The organism is Paraburkholderia sp. 2C (genome assembly GCF_054589215.1).
Map to the genome: position 1 here is coordinate 1 of NZ_BAAILL010000083.1, position 390 is coordinate 390.

Consider the following 390-nt stretch of genomic DNA (forward strand, 5'->3'; position numbering starts at 1 on the left):
TTGAGCATCAGGTCCATCGCCCGATCCGGCGTCTTGACCTGTACGGCGCCCAGCACGTTCTGCCAATGACGTGTCACATCAGCCAGCACCGTGTCGAGATTCGCGGCGCGATAACGCTCGATCAGCGCGCGCGCTTCGGCGACGCTCGCGCATTGGCCGACGAACGCGACCACGTCGAGCGTCTCGTGCGGTCCCAGTTCGACGAAAGTCTGCAGTGCCGCGCATGGGTCGAGCCCCGCACCGGTCGCGCCGGAGAGAGGCGCATTCCCGGTCAACGCGGCAGGCGCGGCTGTGTCGCCGTGGCGGCCGAGGAACTCGGTGCGACTGGCCGTCCACGCCGTTTGCCGGCCGCTGAGGTCGGCGAAGGCGACACGCGTGCCGAATGCGGTA

Annotated in this window: 1 protein-coding gene; it reads right to left on the minus strand. The window is 68.5% G+C overall.

All coding sequences use genetic code 11. The features are described 5' to 3' along the window. On the minus strand, window positions 1–390 hold a 390-nt coding region (locus ACYPXD_RS34120; protein WP_459723112.1), incomplete at both ends, for a hypothetical protein.